The 15271-nt window shown below is 62.3% G+C and carries 15 protein-coding genes; 8 read left to right on the top strand and 7 right to left on the bottom strand.

Features of this window, described 5'->3' with window-relative positions; genetic code table 11:
- Positions 1–103 precede the first annotated feature (103 nt).
- From C8N35_RS22100 to C8N35_RS22070, 7 genes are all read left to right on the top strand, one after another.
- On the top strand, positions 104–1555 hold the full coding sequence (locus tag C8N35_RS22100; protein ID WP_107991915.1) for an extracellular solute-binding protein: 1452 nt from the start codon (positions 104–106) through the stop codon (positions 1553–1555).
- A gap of 119 nt (positions 1556–1674) precedes the next feature.
- Complete coding sequence (locus C8N35_RS22095; protein ID WP_107991914.1) at positions 1675–2553, top strand: carbohydrate ABC transporter permease; 879 nt, start codon at positions 1675–1677, stop codon at positions 2551–2553.
- 4 nt (positions 2554–2557) lie between these two features.
- Positions 2558–3394 carry a carbohydrate ABC transporter permease gene (locus C8N35_RS22090; protein WP_107991913.1) on the top strand — a complete coding sequence of 279 codons (837 nt, stop codon included), beginning with the start codon at positions 2558–2560 and terminating at the stop codon, positions 3392–3394.
- Positions 3395–3398: 4 nt separating this feature from the next.
- Complete coding sequence (locus C8N35_RS22085; protein WP_107991912.1) at positions 3399–3647, top strand: DUF2160 family membrane protein; 249 nt, start codon at positions 3399–3401, stop codon at positions 3645–3647.
- Between the two features lie 4 nt (positions 3648–3651).
- Positions 3652–4704, top strand: a complete 1053-nt coding sequence (locus C8N35_RS22080) for an NAD(P)-dependent alcohol dehydrogenase (protein ID WP_107991911.1) — start codon at positions 3652–3654, stop codon at positions 4702–4704.
- Between the two features lie 11 nt (positions 4705–4715).
- Positions 4716–5786 carry an ABC transporter ATP-binding protein gene (locus C8N35_RS22075; protein ID WP_107991910.1) on the top strand — a complete coding sequence of 357 codons (1071 nt, stop codon included), beginning with the start codon at positions 4716–4718 and terminating at the stop codon, positions 5784–5786.
- A 46-nt stretch (positions 5787–5832) separates the two neighbouring features.
- Positions 5833–6558, top strand: coding sequence for an SDR family oxidoreductase (locus C8N35_RS22070; protein ID WP_107991909.1), 726 nt, complete (start codon positions 5833–5835; stop codon positions 6556–6558).
- An 89-nt stretch (positions 6559–6647) separates the two neighbouring features.
- On the opposite strand, the gene C8N35_RS22065 is transcribed toward C8N35_RS22070, so the two are convergent.
- The 4 genes from C8N35_RS22065 to ectA all read right to left on the bottom strand — a co-directional run bounded on the left by C8N35_RS22065 (position 6648) and on the right by ectA (position 10501).
- Positions 6648–8114 (bottom strand): aspartate kinase, encoded by a 1467-nt coding sequence (locus tag C8N35_RS22065; protein ID WP_107991908.1) that lies wholly within the window; start codon positions 8112–8114, stop codon positions 6648–6650.
- An 87-nt stretch (positions 8115–8201) separates the two neighbouring features.
- On the bottom strand, positions 8202–8597 hold the full coding sequence (locus tag C8N35_RS22060; RefSeq protein WP_107991907.1) for an ectoine synthase: 396 nt from the start codon (positions 8595–8597) through the stop codon (positions 8202–8204).
- A gap of 9 nt (positions 8598–8606) precedes the next feature.
- Positions 8607–9902 carry a diaminobutyrate--2-oxoglutarate transaminase gene (gene ectB, locus C8N35_RS22055; RefSeq protein WP_107991906.1) on the bottom strand — a complete coding sequence of 432 codons (1296 nt, stop codon included), beginning with the start codon at positions 9900–9902 and terminating at the stop codon, positions 8607–8609.
- A 50-nt stretch (positions 9903–9952) separates the two neighbouring features.
- Entirely contained in the window at positions 9953–10501 is a 549-nt protein-coding gene (ectA, locus tag C8N35_RS22050; protein WP_107991905.1) for a diaminobutyrate acetyltransferase, read from the bottom strand.
- 277 nt (positions 10502–10778) lie between these two features.
- Here ectA and C8N35_RS22045 point away from each other — a divergent pair, with 277 nt between their 5' ends.
- On the top strand, positions 10779–11315 hold the full coding sequence (locus C8N35_RS22045) for a MarR family winged helix-turn-helix transcriptional regulator (RefSeq protein ID WP_107991904.1): 537 nt from the start codon (positions 10779–10781) through the stop codon (positions 11313–11315).
- Positions 11316–11500: 185 nt separating this feature from the next.
- On the opposite strand, the gene C8N35_RS22040 is transcribed toward C8N35_RS22045, so the two are convergent.
- The 3 genes from C8N35_RS22040 to C8N35_RS22030 form a co-directional block, all read right to left on the bottom strand.
- A complete protein-coding gene (locus C8N35_RS22040; RefSeq protein WP_210203643.1) occupies positions 11501–12604 on the bottom strand; it encodes a transporter substrate-binding domain-containing protein in 1104 nt (367 codons plus the stop codon).
- Between the two features lie 252 nt (positions 12605–12856).
- Entirely contained in the window at positions 12857–13999 is a 1143-nt protein-coding gene (locus C8N35_RS22035; RefSeq protein ID WP_107991902.1) for a calcium:cation antiporter, read from the bottom strand.
- A gap of 286 nt (positions 14000–14285) precedes the next feature.
- Positions 14286–15263 carry an aldose epimerase family protein gene (locus C8N35_RS22030; RefSeq protein WP_107991901.1) on the bottom strand — a complete coding sequence of 326 codons (978 nt, stop codon included), beginning with the start codon at positions 15261–15263 and terminating at the stop codon, positions 14286–14288.
- Between the last annotated feature and the right edge of the window lie 8 nt (positions 15264–15271).

The raw sequence follows: 15271 nt of genomic DNA, 5'->3' as shown, positions 1-15271 counted from the left end.
ACAGTTGCATTGATTATTATACATTTGTAACGTCATGAGAGACGGATCTGGAGGATGGTGCCACAGGCGCCGCCGTCTCGCAGAAAAATCCGGGAGGAATCTCATGAATTTATCTGTCAAGCTCGGCGCATCCGCGCTGGCGCTCATGCTTGCGGTGGGCTCCGCCTTCGCGCAGGATATCAAGGTTGGACATCCCGACTGGTGGAAGAACGCCGGTGCCAAGTTCGATGGCGTGACGTTGCGCGGCGTGACCGAGGCGACGCCGCCGTCCAACTACATCTCCGACGTCCTTGCTCCGGCATTCGAGGACTTGACGGGCATCCGGGTGGAGATCGAGACCACCTCCTGGGATCAGATGTACGACAAGGCCATCAAGGACATGGAGGCCAAGACCGGCATCTATGACATGGTCTTCATCGAGCAGGATATCGTCTACGCCTATCTCGCCCGCGACTTCCTGGTCGATTTCACCGCCGAATTGAAGGCGCACCCGGATCTGAAGGCCGCAAATTTCGATGAGGCCAACCTGACCTCCTTTGCTGACAACTTCCGCGGCAAGGACGGCGACCTTTTCGGCATGCCGATGGAGGCCTTCATCAAGGTCTACCTCTATCGCACGGATCTCTTCAACGATCCGAAGGTCAAGGCCGCCTTCAAGAAGGAGACGGGCCACGATCTTGTCCCCGCCAAGACCCACGCCGAATACGCCGAGATCGCCCGCTTCTTCACCAAGTGGGGCAAGGATCACGACATGAAGCTGTGGGGCACCACGGCGCAAGCCCATACTGGCCATCCGGCCTCGTGGTACGAATTCTTCGAGTCCGTCGCGCCCACCTACGGCGTCTACAACTGGGGCATCAACCCGGACAAGAACTACGCCGCGACCGTTGCCCACGGCGGCTCGATGAATTCGCCCGAAGCCAAGGCCGCGCTCAAGTGGTGGCTTGAGATGCGCGATCTCGCGCCGCCGGAATCGGTTCAGTCCACCTGGACGGAGGTTGCCACTACCTTCGCCGCGGGCCGTGCCGCGCAAGGGCTGGTCTACGGCGAGAACGCCGCCTGGATCGCGTCCGACAAGAACAAGTCGCGCGTCGTCGGCAAGGTGGGCGTCGCGTTGCCGCCGCTGGAAGACGGCGTGATGGCGGATGCCGAAAGCGGCAAGGGCTATATCGGCTACTACGACGGCGGAGCCTTCGGCACTCCGGTCACCTCCAAGAACGAGGAAGCGGCGCTGCTGTTCCTGCAGTTCCTCGCGTTGCCCGAAATCCAGGAAGACTGGGCGGCGGCCGCATCGCGTATCACACTGACATCCACGTATGACACGCCGAAGGTCAAGGCGCTCGATAAGGAACTGGGCGGCTACTACACGATGATGCGCGAGGACGGAAAGCTCTTCCGCGGCGCGCCCCCGTATCCCTTCCATGCCCAGGTCCGCGAGGCGACCGCGCAGATCCTCTACAAGGTCCTCACCGGCGATCTTGGCCCGGATGAAGGCCTCGACCAGATGGCCGCGAAGGCAGAGGAAGAACTTCAGACCCTCGGCTACCGCGAGTAGGTCGAACGCTTGCGGGCCGCGCCTTATTCCTGGCGCGGCCCGTGGCCCCGGCTTCAATCTCAACCAGAACAAGCATCTGCCGTCGCGAGCGTGCGTTCGCGATGTGGGAGGATCAATCGATGCATTCGAACAGGCTGGGCTGGCTTCTGCTCGCCCCGACGCTGCTCGTCCTCGGTCTTTTCGGCGTCGTGCCGTTCTTCTACGTGGTCTGGGTTTCCTTCCACCAGTGGAACCCCTTCGCCGCCAATCCGGACATGATCTTCAACGGTGCGGAGAACTTCCGCCGCCTGGTCTTCGACGAAGCCTTCCTGGCCTCGCTCGGCGCGACCGTGAGCTTTGTTTTCTTCGCGGTCATTTCGGAACTGGTGCTTGGATACATGCTCGCCCAGGCCTTCATGAAGGACTTTCCCGGCAAGGGCTTCTTCCGCACGATCCACACTCTGCCCCTTATCATGGCGCCGATCATTGTCGGGTCCGTGTGGAAGCTGATGACCACACCGTCCATCGGCATCATCCCCAACCTGCTCGACAGCTGGTTCGGCTTCGATCTCAACATCGGACAGAGTGCTGCGGCCGCCTTCATCGTCACGGTGGTCATGGACGTCTGGCACTGGACCCCGCTCGTGACGCTGAGCCTCATCGCGGCTCTGGTCTCGCTGCCGCAAGATCCCTTCGAGCAGGCGCAGATCGATGGCGCCGGCAAACGGCAGATCTTCTGGCACGTTACCCTGCCGATGATCGCGCCCGCCGTGCTCGCTACGGTCTTCATCCGCCTGATGGATGCGCTGCGCACCGTCGACGAGGTGTTGATGCTCACCGGCGGCGGTCCGGGAGCGGCCACCCGCTATGTGGGTGTTCATATCTTCAAGGAAGTCTTCCCGCGCACGAACTACGGCTACGGCTCGGCCATTTCCGTCATCGTGCTCTACCTGACCATCGTGGTGTGCTGGCTGCTCTATGTAGGCATGCTCGCCCCGCGCAACACCGGGAAGGGATGATGCGATGAAACGCCGGCACCCTTGGCTCTATCTCCTTTTCTGGATCGCGGTGAGCTTCCTCACGCTCTTTCCGATCTACTGGCTGTTCGTCATTTCGGTGAAGCCGGCCGTGGACCTCTTCTCCACCCCGGACATCATCCTGAAGAGCTTCTACTGGCAGAACTACATTGACGTTCTGAACGACCGCACCCTGCGCGGCTACATGGTCAACTCGCTGGTGATTTCGTCGGGCAACGCGGTTCTGTGCACGACGCTCGGTTTCCTCGCCTGCTATGCGCTCTCGCGCTTCGACCTGCCGGGCAAGGAGAGCATCTTCTTCTGGACGATCACCAACCGCATGGCGCCGCCGGCGGTGTTCCTGCTGCCGCTGTTCCTGCTGATGACGCAGGTCTACCGGATCGGCGACTTCACGCTCCTCGATACGCGCATCGGCATGATCCTGGTCTATTGCACCTTCAACCTGCCCTTCGCGATCTGGACGCTGCGCCCGACGCTGGACGGTATCCCGAAGGAGCTGGACGAGGCCGCCTACATGGACGGGGCGAGCCCCTTCAAGGTGATCACGGAAGTGGTCTTCCCGCTGTGTAGGCCTGGCCTTGCGGTGACGCTGATCCTCACCTGGGTTTTTGCCTGGAACGAATATCTGCTCGCCGCCACGCTCACCAATTTCAGCGCACGCACCCTGACGACGGGCCTGTCGGAATACGTCACCACCACCGGCACGGAATGGGGAATCATGGCCGCGATCTCGGTCTTCACCCTCATCCCGGCGCTCATCGTCTTCGGTCTGGTGCAGCGCCACATCGTCACCGGCCTGACCTTCGGCGCGGTGAAGGGATAGCGCGATGAACCACAAACTCGACGATATCGACACGCCCATCGACGTGCTTGAGGACAACGCGCCGCCGCCGTCGGGATCCCGCGGCTTCCTGCCGATCGAGACCAACGCCTTCGACCGCTGTTTCATCTCGGTCGTGATCTGGATCGCGCTGTCGCTCTTCTGGTTCCGCTTTATGGAGCCGGCCGGCCTCTCGATCTGGATTTCCAATGTCATCGCGATGGCGATCGCAGCCATCGTCATCGCGAAAGGGTAATGCAATGAAGTCACTGGTTCTGGAAAAGAAAAACGAGCTTTCGCTTCGCGACTTCCCCGCAATCGACCGCGAGGAAGACGTGCTCGGCCCCCTCGACGTGCGCATCAAGCTGCACACGGTGGGCATCTGCGGATCGGACATCCACTATTACACCCATGGTCGTATCGGGCATTTCGTCGTCAACGAACCGATGATCCTCGGACACGAGGCTTCCGGCACCGTGATCGAGACCGGTTCAGGTGTGCAAAGCCTCAAGGTCGGCGACCGGGTCTGCATGGAGCCGGGCATTCCCGATCCCAATTCAAAGGCGACGCGGCTCGGTATCTACAATGTGGATCCGGCTGTGCGTTTCTGGGCGACCCCGCCGGTTCACGGCATTCTGCGGCCCACCTGCGTCCACCCTGAAGCCTTCACGTTCAAGCTTCCCGACGCTGTCTCGTTTGCAGAAGCGGCGATGGTCGAGCCGCTCGCTGTCGGCGTTCACGCCGCCACCAAGGCCCGCATCAAGCCCGGCGACATTGCGGTCGTGATGGGCGCTGGTCCGATCGGCCTGGTTACGGTGCTCTCCGCGCTCGCGGCCGGCTGCGCCCGTGTCTTCGTCAGTGATTTGTCCGACAAGAAACTGGAGATTGCGGAAAGCCTCAATCCGGCCATCACCGGCGTCAACGCCGTGACGGGGGATCTCTTTGCCCGCGTCATGAAGGAGACGGACGGCTGGGGCGCGGACGTGGTCTTTGAGGCGACAGGTTCGCCCAAGGCGGCAGCGCAGATCTTCCAGCCGCTGGCGCCAGGAGGCTGCGTGGTCATGATCGGCGGCCAGCCCGATCCCATTTCTTATGACGCGGGGGCCGCGATGGTGCGCGAGGCGCGGGTGGAGAACATTTTCCGCTACGCCCACGTCTTCCCGCGCTGCGTCGCCATGCTCGCGTCGGGGGCGATCGACGTGAAGCCGCTCATCACCCGGACCTTCGACTTCGATGAAAGCGTGCGCGCCTTCGACGTCGCGGCCTCCGCGCCGCCGGCCGACGTGAAGATGCAGATCGTGATGCCCAGTTAAGGAGCCCTCTCGTGGCCGACGTCCAGATCAACAATGTCATCAAGCGCTACGGCGCCCATCAGGTGATGCATGGCGTGAGCGTCGATATCGAGGATGGCGAGTTCGTCGTTCTCGTTGGGCCGTCCGGATGTGGCAAGTCCACACTGTTGCGGATGCTCGCGGGGCTGGAGGCTATCTCCGCAGGGGAGATCTCCATCGGCGGGCGCGTCGTCAACGACGTGGCGCCGAAGGAGCGCGACATCGCGATGGTGTTCCAGTCTTACGCGCTCTACCCGCACAAGACCGTCTTCGACAATATCGGCTTTCCGCTCAAGATGGCGAAGCGCCCCGCCGCCGAGATCCGGGAGAAGGTCCAGAAGGCAGCCGAGATCCTCGACCTCACGCATCTGCTAGACCGCTTTCCCAAGCAGCTTTCCGGCGGCCAGCGCCAGCGCGTCGCCATGGGCCGCGCCATCGTCCGCGATCCGCGCGTCTTTCTCTTCGACGAACCCCTGTCGAACCTGGACGCCAAGCTGCGTGTCACCATGCGCGTGGAGATCAAGGAGCTGCACCAGCGCCTGAAGACCACCATCGTCTACGTCACCCACGACCAGATCGAGGCCATGACCATGGCCGACAAGATCGTGGTGATGCGTGACGGCCGGGTGGAGCAGATCGGTGCTCCGCTCGATCTCTACGACAATCCGGACAACGTTTTCGTCGCCGGCTTTATCGGGTCTCCCGCGATGAACTTTATTCACGGCCGGATCTCGGTCGACGGGGGCAAGCCGCGCTTCGTCTCCGACAGCGGCCTGGAGCTGCCGATCCCTGACGTCGATGTCAGCGACGGTCAGGAGGTCACCTGCGGCATCCGCCCCGAGCACATTTCCATTGGATCTCAGGGCATTCCGGTGAACGTCGTCGTTGTCGAACCCACGGGCGCCGAGACGCAGGTTTTTGCCAGAGCCGGCAAGGATCTGATCGATGCGGTGGTCAAGGATCGCATCCGGGCGAAGCCGGGCGAGGAAATCGGCTTCGTCATCGATCCGGCGAACGTTCACCTCTTTGACCGGGCCAGCGAAAAGCGCATCCGCGCCCGTTGACCGCCCGGTTCGACAACGCGCATCGCATCATCTCAGGAGACCGGCGATGAACTTCTCAGGCACATCGGTCATCATTACCGGCGCGGGCAAGGGGATCGGCCGTGCGACGGCGCTCATGCTGGCGGAACGCGGGGCCGACGTCGTTGCTCTCAGTCGGACACAATCCGATCTGGACAGCCTGCATTCAGAAGCCGGCTGCCGTGGCATTGCCGTCGATCTCGCCGACACGGCGGCTGCGCGCGCGGTGATGCGTGAGGCGGGGCCTTGCGACCACCTCGTCAATTGCGCCGGCACCAATGTGCTGGAAAGCGTTCTCGACATGACGGAGGAGGGATACGAGGCCGTCATGGGGATCAACCTGCGCGCCGCGCTGGTCTGCGCCCAGGAATTCGCAAAAGCGCGGATTGCGGCCGGAGGGGGCGGCGCGATCGCCAATGTCACCAGCATCGCCGGTCATCGCGGCTTTCCCGACCATGTTTGTTACGCGGCCTCCAAGGCGGGCCTGGAAGGCGCAACGCGCGTGATGGCCAAGGAACTGGGGCCTCATGGCATCCGGGTGAACGCGCTCGCACCGACCGTGACAATGACGGAACTCGCGGCTGCCGCCTGGAGCGATCCTTCCAAGAGCGATCCGATGTTGATGCGCCATCCAAGCGGGCGCTTTGCCGAAGTAGAGGATGTGGCCCGGGCGATCTGTCTTCTTCTGTCGGCCGATGCGGGCTTTGTTTCAGGCGCGGTTTTGCCGGTTGATGGCGGTTTCCTGGCCGTATGAAAAAGGGGTCCATGCGGCAGCATGGACCCCTTCTCCAATTCTCGTTGCCGCCCCATTCAGACAGAGCGGTGAGCGGTAGTGCCAGCAGCTCAGGCCGCTGACCGCAGCTTGTTTTCGGAGGCGCTGCGTTCCTGCGCCTCCCAGGCGGCACCATCGGTCGCCTCGACCAGGGCACCATGCAGCGCCCGGATCGCATCCTGCTTCTGGTCGGATGCGACGACGAACTGAACGTCGACGGCACGCCCGCTCTGCTGAACGGCGATCGGGGTGATCCCCGCTTCATCCAGCGCCGTCAGGCCGCGCAAGCCGACCGAAACATCCTTCAGATTGCGCCCCACCGCACTGACCAATGCCGCCTTCTGGATGTGAATGCGCGCCGAAGGGTAGGCTTCCGTGATCTCGTGCTCGACACGGCGTACCGTTTTCAGGGACGCGTCGACATAGTGCGTGATGGTATTGGCGTTCGAATGCTTGGAGACAATGCGCGCCGAGTGGCGCGTCAGTGCCTTCAGGATGGTGGCGTCATACCCCTTCACCCCGACCATGTCCTGTTCGAACACCTCCAGCGCCAGCACGTCCAGGCCGGTGACGATCTCGACGCGGGCCTCGCCGCTGAGATCGGCATCGATCAACGTGCCCGGATCCGCCGGTTCGAAAGCGTTTGCCACCCGGAGGGGAATGTCGGCCTGACGCAGTGTCTTGGCCGCGCGCGGATGGATCGCTTCCATGCCGAGGTTGGACAACTGGTCGGCGACGTCGAAGTTGGTCTGTCCGATCTTGCGCACGGCGTCGGTGCCGACGATCTTCGGATCGGCGCTGGAGAGGTGAAACTCCTTGTGGATCACTGCCTCCTTGGCCTCGGTGGCCGCCGCGATGCGCGCGAACGTGACCTCGGAATAGCCGCGGTCATAAAGGCGGATCAGGCCTTCGCGGCACTGGGCATAGCCGGTGACGATCGGCAGTTCGCTCGACAGATCGACATCGCGCATGCCCTCTTCGATGCGCTCGTCGAGCGTCGGCTGCCGTTCGTCGCGCCATCCGGTGAGATCGATGAAGCGGGCGTTGACGCCGCGCCGCTGCAGCATGAGCGATGTCGTATGGGCGGAATGCGTTTCGCCGAGGCCGGAAAGCAGCTCGCGGATCGTCGTCATGTGTTCGTCGAGCTGGAAATGGCCATAGGAGCACAGGCGGTTCAGGTCGATCAGGCAGCTGCGTGCGCCTTCGATCCGCTCGCGGGTGAAATCATCCGCCGTGCGTCGGTCGGCGGGATGTTCCAGAAGGCGGTTATGCACCTCCGTCATCGCCTGCAGGGTCCGGTCAAGCGCATCGCTCCAGGCACTGCTGCTGTCGGAGGCGGCGAACAGACCATAGACGCCGGGCGCCCCTGTCTTCTTGTCTTCCAGCAGGAGGTTGGTGATGCCGCCATAGGCGGACACTACGAAGACGCGATTGTAGATATCAGCGTCTTCGCGTCCGCCGAGAAACAGGGTGTCGATCAATTCGTCGGACCGGCTCATAGACGTGCCGCCGATCTTTTCGACTGTATGCGTACTCATGAAATGCCTTCGTGCGGCGCGCCCGGAGGCGCGCCATTTCCTGATCTTCGGTGCGGTCGTTCGAACCGCGGCTGTTGACGGATCGGACTACGCGACCTCGGCAGGGGCGGGGGCGTAGGATCCGTCGGCCTGATGGACTTCCGTGCCGGTGACGGGCGGATTGAAGCAGCAGGCAAGCACAAGCTCCTCGTTGGCTCGCAGCGTGTGCCTGTCATGCTGGTCGAGGGCGTACATCACGCCGGGCCGGATCTCATGTGTCTTGCCATTGTCGAGTTCCTTGATCGAACCCGTGCCCGAGATGCAGTAGACGCTCTCGAAATGGTTCTTGTAGTGGAACGTGTGCTCGGAACCGGCCTCGATCACTGTGATGTGGAAGCTGAAGCCCATCGAGTCGCCGGCCAGAAGCAGGCGTGTGGATGTCCAGCGTGCGTCGGCAACGGTGCGATCGGTGTTCTTGAGCTCGTGAAAATCGCGAACGATCATGGTGTCTCCTTACTCGGCAGCGACGCGCATGGGCGCAACGTTGGCGGCGATTGAATTTTCCAGAATGTCGAGACCGGCGGAGAGCTGCTCCATCGGAATGGTCAGTGGCGCGAGAACCTTGACGACCTCGTCGTGCGCGCCGGATGTCTCGATGATCAGGCCATTGCGGAAGCACTCCGCACAGATCTTGCCGGCAAGCTCGCCCGAGCCGACATCGATGCCGCGCATCATGCCGCGGCCCTTGAGGCTGGCGCCCGACAACAGCTCATCGGCCATTGCCGTGAGGCGCTTTTCAAGGAAGTCGCCTTTTTTGCGCACGCTGGCCGCGAAGCTGTCATCCGACCAGAATTTCTCCAGCGCCACGCGCGCCGTGACGAAAGCATGGTTGTTGCCGCGGAAGGTTCCGTTGTGCTCGGCCGGCGCCCAGATGTCGTGTTCCGGCTTGATCAGCAGCACGGCCATGGGAAGCCCCATGCCCGACAGCGACTTGGCCATCGGGATCATGTCCGGCACGATGCCGTAATCATCGAAGCTGAAGAACGTGCCGGTGCGCCCGACACCCGCCTGGATGTCGTCGACGATGAGCAGGGCACCATGCTTGCGGGCAATACGCGCAATGCCCTGCATCCACTTTTTCGAAGCCGCATTCAGGCCGCCTTCGCCCTGAACCGGCTCGACGATGAAGGCGGCGGGAGCGTCGATGCCGCTGGAGGGATTGTCGAGCATGGTCTCGATCTGCGCCAACGTGTCGGCGTCCGCGCCGAACGCGCCCTCGTAGGGCATCCGCGCGGTGCCGGCGAGCGATGCGCCGCCGGCGCCCGCCCGCTTGGCCGCGTTGCCCGTCGCGCTGAGCGCGCCCATCGTCATGCCGTGGAAGCCGTTGGTGAACGCGATGATCGTCTGGCGTCCGGTGACCTTGCGAGCGAGCTTCATCGCCGCTTCGACGGCATTGGTGCCGGTCGGGCCGGTGAACATGATCTTGTGGTCCATCCCGCGCGGCTTCAACACGAGCCGTTCGAACGTCTCGATGAAAGCGGCCTTGGCATGCGTGTGCATGTCGAGACCGTGCGCGACGCCATCTGCAGCGATGTAGTCGATCAGCGCGGCCTTCATGTCCGGGTCGTTGTGGCCGTAATTGAGGGTCGAACAGCCTGCCAGAAAGTCGATGTAATCGCGTCCGTCGCTGGTGGTCAGCGTCGCGTTGCGGGCACTGGCAAAGACGGTCGGGAAGCTGCGGCAGTAGCTGCGCGCTTCCGATTCACGCCTGTTGAACACGGCTGTAGCGTCCGTCGAAAAGGTGTTCATGGAAACCTCGATAAATCTGGATTCAGGGGAAAGGGCGCGATGTCAAAGCATCAGGCGGCGGCAACCTTGCGGTCGCCGAAAGCGCCGATCGTCACCATATATTCGGTGTCGTGACGTCCTTCGAAGTGCTCGTCGCGCTCGAAATGCGCGGTGGATGCGAGCGGTGCGTCCATCTTGTCCGCGAAGCCGTTGAAGAGCGCCCAGCTGGCCTTGTTGTCGCGGGTAATGGTGGTCTTCAGGCTCGAGACGTCGGCGCAGCAGGCGCGTGCCAGCAGATGCGACAGCATCTTCTTGGCGACGCCCATCCCGCGCGCCTTCTCGGCCACGGCGACTTGCCACACGAAAAGGGTGTCTGGTTCTGCCGGCAGCAGGTAGGCGGATATCCACCCCACGATCTCGTTGTCGAGTTCGGCCACGACACAGGTCTCGGCGAAGTGATCGCATTGCAGGAGATTGCAGTACATCGAGTTGTCGTCGAGCGGTCCGCAATCCCGGATCAGTTGCCAGATATTCGATCCATCCTGTGGTTCCGGTGTCCTCAGGGTGAGCGCTTCGGATCTCCGCCTGGATGTGTTGCTACCGATAATGTTCAAGCTCATGGCATCCTCAGTTCCTATGCGCGACTAACAATAGGGATTGAGAGAATGTTTTCAATAGCGAAGTAATTTAATTTCTAACGCTCCGAGGCCTAATGATAACCTATTGAAAATAATAGAATAAAAATGTATACGGTATATATGCTGGACAATTATGATTTAAAATTGGAACGAAATTTTCGATTGATGTTGGTGAAATGGTTCGGAATCTGAAAAATCATTTGCACCGATCCGGCGGATGGAGGAAACTTGTGCGCTATGGCGAAATGGCTGGATTGACATGGAAGATCGCGCGCTAAGCTGCCTGCTGGCCCTGCGTCGCGTGTTAGGCGCGGCGGAACGCAACGACCGCGCGCTGGCGCGCGCCACAGGCCTGACCACGGCACAGTTGCTGGTCCTGCGGATTATCGAGGATGCCAAGGAAATCACCCCCAAGGGGATTTCCACGCGTGCGGGCGTTGCCCCCGCGAGTGCGACCGCGCTGATCGAGAAGCTGGCCCAGCTCGGTTATCTGCGGCGCCGGCGCAGCGAGAGTGACCGTCGCAAATACTGGGTGTCGTTGACCGAAGCCGGGGTGGCCGCGCTGCATTCCGCGCCTGATCCGCTGCACCAGCGGTTTTCAAGCGCGTTTGACACGATTTCGAACTGGGAGCAGGCGATGATTCTCTCGGCGCTGGAGCGTGTTGCTGCCCTGGTGGCCGATGAGGGGCCCGATCAGAAGCCGGCCGATGTCGGGGTTCACAATATTTCCAGCGCGCTCTCGTTTCCGCCGGAACCGGAACGGGCGGACCCGCAGCCCGATCCGGTTGCAACCTGAGCCTGCTCGCATAGGCCACCGCGACAATGCCGTTTGCGGGGCAAGCTCAGTCGCGGTTCCTTGCAGGAGCGAATATACCGGGCCGTGCGATGGCAAGGCCCGGCGTGCTTGCAAGTGACCATTCCCTGAACGTGCTGAAGCCGCAACAGAAACGCCGAATGCGAAAGGTCCGCGCGTCAACCGTTTCAGCGCTCGTCGCCGAAATAGGTGCTCTCGAGTTTGTCGAGGACGCCATCTTCCTTCAGGGCGAGCAGTTTGACGGTGACCGGAACCATTCGCGATGTATCCGTGTAAGGCATTGCGAAGCCGTATTTGTCGGGCCTGAAGATGCGACCGACGACATCCAGCCCAAGATCCGGGTGCTGCTGCTTGTAGTACTCCAGCACCGGTCCGTCGGCGACAACGGCATCGACATCGTTATCGCGCAAGCCCTGCACTGCTGCTTCGATATTGTCGAAGCGGCGGATGTCGATGAATTCATCGCGCATGGCGCGCTCGCCAATGCTGCCGCTCAGAACGCCGATCGTGTGACCTCCAAGGTCGTCGGGTCCGCGGATCGAGCCTTCAATCGCGAGGCTGGTCATGACGCTGGTGACGGAAGAGGTGACATAGGCGAACGTGGCAATGCCGATAACCAGCCAGAACGCCGAGAAAATGCGCCCCACCCATCCGAACAGGCGGGAGCGGCCGGGCAGGGTGCCCTTGGTCACCACCAGCATGATGGAATAGAAGCTCTCGGCGACACCATCCCGCCAGCGCTTGGGGAAATTCTGGTCGAAACGGCGGTCGAACAGGGTCAGTCCCAACGTCGCCACGACGATCAGCAGGATGATCAAGCCGTAGGACTTGAGATACCCCGCGTCGCGCAGGCCGCTCCAGATGTCGCCCGGCGTCGTGGTGCCGCTCTCGTCGATCATCACCCGCAGCCCACCGTCAAACCAGGGCTGGGTGAAGTCCACCACTGCGGCGCGCTCTTCCGTGATCGAAAGGTTGCTGGCGGCAACGTCGATATCGCCGGTCTCGACCGCTGCGAGCATGCCACCAATCGTGGGGTAGGCCACGAAGGTTGATGTGTAGCCGAGCCCCTGGGCAATTTCATTCCACAGATCGATGGCCATACCGCGCGGCGCGCCATCGCTGTCGACCATCACGAAGGGTGGGCTGACATGATACCCGACCGTGACAGGTTGCTGCTGCGCGGGAGGGGGTGCGGCTGCATCCGTTGCCTGCGCGGCCGCAACGCTCACCAGCGCCAGATTGAAAAGAAACCCGGCGATCCAGCCGCCCACCGATCCGAGCCGTAACGTGTGAGGTGCCCTATTCCGCCGCGGTTGAGCCGTTTTGTGAGTGGCGGGATAGCAATTCGGATTGGTCAAGGCTCGCACTTTCATTCGGAACTACGGGCATTCGGAACTACGGGCATTCGGAACTACAGGCATTCAGCGCCAGGGAAGGCCATGGTTCAGGCCACCGACACTAACCGGTTTTCGGGCGCGCGCTCCACAGGCCTGTCCCCCCAAAGGAGCCTCGCCGGACACGTCCTACCCTTGAAACAAAAGGATAAAGAAGGCGGCGAACATCAGCAAGTGTACCGCGCCCTGCAACAGGTTGGTGCGGCCGCTGGCGAAGGTGATGACGCTCACGGCCAGCACCAGAAGCAGCAGCACCAGATTGCTCGCCTGCAGGCCAAGGATCAGATCGAGCCCCAGCATCTGGGACAAGCCCAGCATGATAGGCACCGTCAGCCCGATTGTGGCCAGGACCGAGCCCAGAAACACATTGACCGAGGTCTGCAGCTGATTGCGCAGGGCAGCCTTGATGCCGCCGATGCCCTCCGGTGTTGCCACCAGTATCGCAACCATGACGCCGCCCACCATCTGAGGTGCGCCCAGCGTTTCGATAACATAGTCAAGCGGGCGAGCGAGTTGTTCGACCAGGAACACGACGGGGAGGATATAGCTCAGCAGCAACAAGCCATGCAGCATCAGCGACCCGTGCGCCCGTTCTTCCTCTTCTTCCGCCTGATCCGGCTGGGTGAAATAGGCCCGATGCCGCCCGGTCTGGATCAGCAGAAAGGTCACATAAAGTCCGCCGGCTATCGTGCCGACCATGATCTTCTGTACCAGGGACAGTGTCGGGCCGTCCGTGGTGCTGGTGAAATTCGGCAAGACCAGGCTCAAGACGGCCAACGGGACGATGACGCCCAGATAGGCATTGGCGCCCTGCAGGTTGATTGTCTGCTCGCGATGACGGATCGCGCCAAGCAGCAGCGACAGACCGGTCATGCCGCCCATCAGGATCAGGACCACCGAAAACAACGTATCGCGCACCAGAGTGGGATTGTTGTCGCCATGGAGCATCACCGCGGTGATGCTCATGACCTCGATCGCCGTGATCGAGAGTGTCAGTACCAACGTGCCGTAGGGCTCCCCCAACCGATCCGAAATGGCTTCGGCATGCCGCACCACTCCCAGCGACGAGCCAATCACCGCGGCGAACAACCAGAGAAACAGGAGAGCAAGGATCGGATAATTGGAAAGGCCACGAAACAACGTCTCACCATAAACCACGAAGACGGCGCAGGTGATCATTGAGATCGCGAGAAACCACTCTCTCGAAATGATCGCTCCTATACTCTCGGCGCGTGGTGCCTCGGCGGGGCCGTCTGCCGTGTCGGCGTTCATGGTGTCGTCCTCCGCCCGCTCTCAAATCCGCGTGGTCAAGCAGCCAGCCCGGTGATCGATCCCACAGCGGTCTCCGGTGCAAGGCCACGTCCCTCAGAACTGTGTTGCAAACAAGTTGATAAAATATCGTTGCAAGACGAGCTAAGCTGACCCGCGCTGCTTCCCTCGGAGAGTTCAGACAGACAAGAGAACGGCTGGACATATCGTCTGCAACTGAGGGCGGTGTTGAACCCCATAAGGCAGTTGTCGTGAACCAGAGCAGAAACGTGGTCTCGCGGGTGTGCCGTCAAAACCGGTAGGCCGTCTCGCTCGTGTAGACGGACCCCGGACGCAGGATGCAGAGCGGGAAATCTGCCCGGTTCGGGCTGTCGGGCCAGGCCTGGGTTTCCATCGCCAGTCCCGCACGCGCCTTCAGCCGCGCCCCGCCAAATCCGCGCGCGCCTAACAGATGGGCGCCGTCATAAATCTGCAAGCCCGGTTCGGTGGTCGAAACGGTCAGCGAGACGCCGCTTTCGGGACTTTCAAGCCGCGCGACATCGCGCAGCCGGCCATCGCCGTCATCGAGGCAGAAATTGTGGTCATAGCCGGCGCCGCCGATCGCGCGCGGCGCGCGGAAATCGAAGGCAGTGCCCGCGACATCGGCGATCTCTCCCGTCGGGATCAGGTCATTATCCACGGGCAGATACCGGCTTGCCGCCACGCGCAGCCGGTGGCGCTCGATGTCGCCGCTGTCATCGAGCACGAAATAGCCGTGATGGGCGAAGCTGCAGGGCGTGGCCCGGCTCGTGCGGGCCTCGATCGCGATGCGCAGCGTCGCCGGCGGCTCCAGCGAGACGATGACGGCAACCGCCAATGCGCCGGGAAACCCCATGTGCCCGTCGGGCAGGTCGAGCGCGAGGCGCGCGCGGGTCTCCGTCGCGCCCTCCAGCCGCCACAGCTGTTCGCCGGTGCCGCCGCTGCCGCCGTGGAGCGTATGGCGGGCGCGAAAATTCGCATCCGTGTGAAAGGTCTCGCCATCGAGCGTAAACCGCGCCCCGCCGATCCGGTTGGCGAAACGGCCGACCAGCGCGCCCGTATAGAGAAGATCGCCGAGATAGGGCTCCAGCCGGTCGGCGCCGATCACCACGGACCGGCCGTCGAGCCGCAGATCCTGCACGGTCGCCCCCCATGTCAGAACCGACGCCTCGAGCCTGCCGGCGGCAAGCCGCACGCGCTCGACCTCGCGCCCGTCGGCAAGGACGCCGAAGACATCTCGTTCTCTCATGGCCGCAC

It is taken from the genome of Breoghania corrubedonensis (assembly GCF_003053845.1).
In the GTDB taxonomy this organism is placed as follows: Bacteria; Pseudomonadota; Alphaproteobacteria; order Rhizobiales; family Stappiaceae; genus Breoghania; species Breoghania corrubedonensis.
Note: the sequence above shows the minus strand (reverse complement) of the source record. Positions and strands in the feature narration are given on the sequence as shown.

Excerpts from the sequence above, each read along its gene's own strand:
- C8N35_RS22100 (WP_107991915.1), top strand. The coding sequence starts at position 104 with ATGAATTTATCTGTCAAGCTCGGCGCATCCGCGCTGGCGCTCATGCTT.
- C8N35_RS22060 (WP_107991907.1), bottom strand. The coding sequence starts at position 8,597 with ATGATCGTTCGCGATTTTCACGAGCTCAAGAACACCGATCGCACCGTT.
- C8N35_RS22085 (WP_107991912.1), top strand. The coding sequence starts at position 3,399 with ATGAACCACAAACTCGACGATATCGACACGCCCATCGACGTGCTTGAG.
- C8N35_RS22030 (WP_107991901.1), bottom strand. The coding sequence starts at position 15,263 with ATGAGAGAACGAGATGTCTTCGGCGTCCTTGCCGACGGGCGCGAGGTC.
- C8N35_RS22065 (WP_107991908.1), bottom strand. The coding sequence starts at position 8,114 with ATGAGTACGCATACAGTCGAAAAGATCGGCGGCACGTCTATGAGCCGG.
- ectB (WP_107991906.1), bottom strand. The coding sequence starts at position 9,902 with ATGAACACCTTTTCGACGGACGCTACAGCCGTGTTCAACAGGCGTGAA.
- C8N35_RS22070 (WP_107991909.1), top strand. The coding sequence starts at position 5,833 with ATGAACTTCTCAGGCACATCGGTCATCATTACCGGCGCGGGCAAGGGG.
- ectA (WP_107991905.1), bottom strand. The coding sequence starts at position 10,501 with ATGAGCTTGAACATTATCGGTAGCAACACATCCAGGCGGAGATCCGAA.
- C8N35_RS22095 (WP_107991914.1), top strand. The coding sequence starts at position 1,675 with ATGCATTCGAACAGGCTGGGCTGGCTTCTGCTCGCCCCGACGCTGCTC.
- C8N35_RS22090 (WP_107991913.1), top strand. The coding sequence starts at position 2,558 with ATGAAACGCCGGCACCCTTGGCTCTATCTCCTTTTCTGGATCGCGGTG.
- C8N35_RS22080 (WP_107991911.1), top strand. The coding sequence starts at position 3,652 with ATGAAGTCACTGGTTCTGGAAAAGAAAAACGAGCTTTCGCTTCGCGAC.
- C8N35_RS22035 (WP_107991902.1), bottom strand. The coding sequence starts at position 13,999 with ATGAACGCCGACACGGCAGACGGCCCCGCCGAGGCACCACGCGCCGAG.
- C8N35_RS22045 (WP_107991904.1), top strand. The coding sequence starts at position 10,779 with ATGGAAGATCGCGCGCTAAGCTGCCTGCTGGCCCTGCGTCGCGTGTTA.